Source organism: Streptomyces sp. NPDC054841 (assembly GCF_053611045.1).
The window spans coordinates 1-4,598 of sequence record NZ_JBSGZO010000598.1 but is presented as its reverse complement, the minus strand read 5'-3'; the positions used below and the strand labels follow the sequence as shown (position 1 = coordinate 4,598).

The window sequence follows — 4,598 nt, the reverse complement described above, 5'->3', positions numbered from 1 at the left end:
AGCAGCAGGGCGTTGCGGTTGGCGGGGTCGGCCCCGGACTGGTTCCCCTCGACGCCCCAGTAGTAGATCTGGCGCAGCGGCAGGTTCTTCAGCATGGTGCTGTGCTCGGCTTCCGGGCCGAGCAGCCGCCAGGCGGCATACGCCCCGGACACCCCGGCGCCGATGACCGCCACGTCGATGACGCCGCCCCTGCCCGCCGCGGATGTGCTCTGCTCCGGCCCCGCTTGGACGAGCGGACGTGCCTGCGCCGACGCCCCCAGCGCTCGGTCGGCGATGGCGGCGGCGCCGAGCGCCGCGGTCGCCTTGAGTAGATCGCGGCACGTTGCCTTGCCCAGCTTGACGCCCTCGGCGTGTCACCCACTGTGACTCCTGGCTCACATACCGTACCTATGTGGACATTTCCTGAGCTGCGGGCGGGCGGCGACGGGCGAGTCGCGGGGTGCGCTTCGAGCGGGCGGGAACGGACGGCGCGGGCGGCCTGCTACAGGATGGCCCGCCCTCTCGGCCTTCGAGGGAACGGTCTGAAGACGCAGCGCCTCGGTGAGGCTCACCGATTCCTTCGCGATCACGGTGAGCGAGGGCCCCGGCAGCTACTTCGCGCCGCCCTGCCGCGTTCCGGCGTGCGCCAATCCCGGCGAGGAGGATTTCGGCTCAACGCCCTTTCTCGCCCGAGCCCGGTCGCGGGACCACGCACCCACACCTACCAGCACGGCTGCCCCGGCTCCGTACAGGGGCAGCCACTGGGTCGTCGTGGCTGCCAGGCAGTCGGCAACGGCCTCATGACTCTTGGCCTCCTGCGCGTAGGCCAAAGCGGCGCTGTCGCGATCAGCCAGGTCCGCCAGCGCGGCCCTCGACCGGATGGCCTCGTACGCGCCCAGCTCGTGGCACCCGCCGCGAGTGCCTGACATCGGGAACAGCCAAGCCCAGCGTTGCAGCATCGGGGCCAGTGCGATCGCCACGCACAGGCCGATGACCAGGGAATACGCGACCAGACTGCGCACGTATGCAGATCGGATGCCGGGCGTCCAGGCCGGCAGCCGGTAGAAGGCGAAGATCACCGCAAGAAGCGTCATTCCGATGTATGTGGCGAACCACCGCCAGGAACCCTGCGCGAGTGCGAACGTCAGCACGGCGGCGAGGCCAATGCCGATGACCCCGGCCTGACCGGCAGCGTCTTGGCCCGCGCCGATGGATGCCGATTTCCGGGGTCGTTGCGGGCTGGGGTTGTTCACGGGCCTCTCCTGCAGGGTCAGAGGCATATCAGCATCCGTCGCGTGGCACCGCGGGCCCTGGTGCCATGCCGGACGCGTTCGGCACCCCGCTCGGATGGGGGATCCACAAGGCAGGCACACGCGCACAGCCCGACAGCCGCACACCGTCCGGAGCGGAACCGCTACGCAGAACGAGTACCCGTCCGTGAGACCGACGATGACGAGGGCAGGCGGCTGCCGCGGATCATCCGGCGCAGGAGGGGCACAGCCCGCGGTAGGTGACCTCGACCTCGGACACCGTGAAACCGAACCGTGCCTCCGCCGGGAGGTCGGCCAGCGGATCGCCGGCCGGGTGGACGTCGCGGATGGTGCCGCACCTGGAGCACACCAGGTGCTGGTGCGGGTGGTGCGCGTTGGGGTCGTAGCGCTTGGCACGGCCGTCGGTGGACACCTCTATGACCTCACCGAGGGAGACCAGCTCACCCAGGGCGTTGTAGACGGTCGCCCGGGAGATCTCGGGCAGCCGCTGTGCCGCGCGGGCGTGCACCTCGTCGGCCGTGAGATGCACGTGTTCGCCGTCGAGGACCTCCGCAACGACGCGCCGCTGGGAAGTCATCCGCCAGCCACGCCCTCGCAGTCGCTCCAGCAGGTCACTCATATCGGTTCACCTATTCAGGTTCGGTGGGATACCCCAAGTTTACCGGTGGACATCCGGGTTCCGATTGGATATGGGTTTGGCGCGCTTATTGACTTGGACTCTGTCCATCGTAGGATCAGTTCTGGCGATAGCCAAGGGACAGGAAGACTCCAGCACAGGAGGAGACAGAGACGTGACGGGACCACCGCCGAGGAGCTGCGCGGTGCCGGCTTGCGGCTGACAGCCGCCCGCGTCGCGTCGCTGCCCGAGACCGTCCGGCACGGTGACCACCACGGCGTCGCGGCGATCGCCTCCGGAGTGCGCGACCGCCCGGGCGAGGCTCCTGCCTGACCGCGTCCGACGACCACGGCTTCTCGACCGACGAGGCCGAGGTCATGTACTGGGGCCTGCGCCCCGGCTGTTCCACTGTTCCACCGCCCACAGTTCATGAGCACCGTGATCCGCCCCGTCCGGAAGGATTCCCATGTCTGAGAACCACGATGCAAAGGTCGTCGACGCGAAAGCGGAGGGCGGAGGTGGCTGCCCGGTCGCGCACGAGCGCGCCCTGCACCCGACCCAGGGCGGCGGCAACCGCCAGTGGTGGCCGGAGAAGCTCAACCTGAAGATCCTTGCCAAGAACCCCGCCGTGGCCAACCCGCTCGGTGAGGAGTTCGACTATGCCGAGGCGTTCCAGGGCCTCGACCTCCCGGCCGTGAAACAGGACATCGCCGAGGTGCTGACGGACTCGAAGGACTGGTGGCCGGCCGACTTCGGCCACTACGGCCCCTTCATGATCCGTATGGCCTGGCACAGCGCGGGCACCTACCGCATCAGCGACGGCCGCGGCGGCGCAGGCGCCGGTCAGCAGCGCTTCGCCCCGCTCAACAGCTGGCCGGACAACGGCAACCTCGACAAGGCCCGCCGTCTGCTGTGGCCGGTCAAGAAGAAGTACGGCAAGAGCCTGTCCTGGGCCGACCTGATGATCCTCGCCGGCAACGTCGCCCTGGAGTCCATGGGCTTCAAGACCTTCGGCTTCGGCGGCGGCCGCGAGGACGTCTGGGAGTCGGAGGAGGACGTCTACTGGGGTCCCGAGAAGGTCTGGCTCGACGACCAGCGCTACACCGGTGACCGCGAACTGGAGAGCCCGCTCGGCGCGGTCCAGATGGGCCTCATCTACGTCAACCCGGAGGGCCCGAACGGCAACCCGGACCCGATCGCCGCGGCCCGCGACATCCGCGAGACCTTCCGCCGCATGGCGATGAACGACGAGGAGACCGTCGCCCTCATCGCCGGTGGCCACACCTTCGGCAAGACCCACGGCGCGGGCCCGGCGGACCACGTCGGTGCCGACCCCGAGGGCGCCCCGGTCGAGGCGCAGGGCCTCGGCTGGGCGAGCACCTACGGCACCGGCAAGGGCGGCGACGCGATCACCAGTGGCCTCGAGGTCACCTGGACCAGCACGCCGACCCAGTGGAGCAACGGCTTCTTCAAGAACCTCTTCGAGTACGAGTACGAGCTGGAGCAGAGCCCGGCCGGCGCCAACCAGTGGGTCGCCAAGGACGGGGCCGGCGCGGGCACCATCCCCGACGCCCACGACCCGTCGAAGAGCCAGGCTCCGCGGATGCTGACGACGGACCTCTCGCTCCGGTTCGACCCGGTCTACGAGCAGATCTCGCGTCGCTTCTACGAGAACCCCGAGGAGTTCGCGGACGCCTTCGCGCGCGCCTGGTACAAGCTGACCCACCGCGACATGGGCCCGAAGTCGCTGTACCTCGGCCCGGAGGTTCCGGCCCAGACGCTGCTGTGGCAGGACCCGCTGCCGGAGGCCGAGGGCGAAGCCGTCGACGCCGCCGACGTCGCGGCCCTCAAGGCCAAGCTGCTCGACTCGGGCCTGACCGTGTCCCAGCTCGTCTCCACTGCATGGGCGTCGGCCTCGACGTTCCGCACCAGCGACAAGCGCGGCGGTGCCAACGGCGCCCGTATCCGCCTGCAGCCGCAGGCCGGCTGGGAGGTCAACGAGCCCGACGAGCTGGCGCAGGTGCTGCGTGTCCTCGAGGGCATCCGGTCGGAGTTCAACTCCGGCGCCAAGAAGGTCTCCCTGGCCGACCTGATCGTCCTCGGTGGCGCCGCCGCCGTGGAGAAGGCCGCCAAGGACGCCGGTTACGACGTCGAGGTGCCGTTCGCCCCGGGTCGTGTGGACGCCACCGAGGAGCACACCGACGCGGAGTCCTTCGCCGCGCTGGAGCCGGCCGCCGATGGCTTCCGCAACTACCTGGGCAAGGGCAACCGCCTGCCGGCCGAATACCTGCTGCTCGACAAGGCGAACCTGCTGGGCCTGAGCGCCCCCGAGCTGACCGTCCTGGTCGGTGGTCTGCGCGTCCTGGGCGCCAACCACCAGCAGACGTCGTACGGCGTCCTCACCGACGCCCCGGGCAAGCTGACGAACGACTTCTTCGTCAACCTGCTCGACCTGGGCACGACGTGGAAGGCGACGTCCGAGGACCAGAACACCTTCGAGGGCCGCGACGACGCGACCGGCGAGGTCAAGTGGACCGGCACCCGTGCCGACCTCGTCTTCGGCTCGAACTCCGAGCTGCGCGCCCTCGCGGAGGTCTACGCGAGCGATGACGCGAAGGAGAAGTTCGTGAACGACTTCGTCGCGGCGTGGGTCAAGGTGTCGAACCTCGACCGGTTCGACCTCGTCTGATCATGCACGTCCGGGCCGGCCCGCGCGGGCCGGCCCGGACGGC

The 4,598-nt window shown here is 69.6% G+C and carries 3 protein-coding genes and 1 pseudogene; 2 read left to right on the top strand and 2 right to left on the bottom strand.

Translation table 11 applies throughout. The features are described 5' to 3' along the window. Positions 1 to 590: 590 nt before the first annotated feature. Positions 591 to 1,232, bottom strand: a complete 642-nt coding sequence (locus ACWGI8_RS40105; RefSeq protein ID WP_453668378.1) for a hypothetical protein — start codon at positions 1,230 to 1,232, stop codon at positions 591 to 593. Positions 1,233 to 1,455: 223 nt separating this feature from the next. After that, entirely contained in the window at positions 1,456 to 1,869 is a 414-nt protein-coding gene (locus tag ACWGI8_RS40100) for a Fur family transcriptional regulator (RefSeq protein ID WP_453668377.1), read from the bottom strand. Between the two features lie 216 nt (positions 1,870 to 2,085). Between ACWGI8_RS40100 and ACWGI8_RS40095 the strand changes: the two are divergent. After that, positions 2,086 to 2,276, top strand: a pseudogene (locus ACWGI8_RS40095) (transcriptional repressor); the annotation flags it as partial. A gap of 56 nt (positions 2,277 to 2,332) precedes the next feature. Further along, complete coding sequence (gene katG / locus ACWGI8_RS40090) at positions 2,333 to 4,555, top strand: catalase/peroxidase HPI (protein WP_453668376.1); 2,223 nt, start codon at positions 2,333 to 2,335, stop codon at positions 4,553 to 4,555. Positions 4,556 to 4,598: the final 43 nt, after the last annotated feature.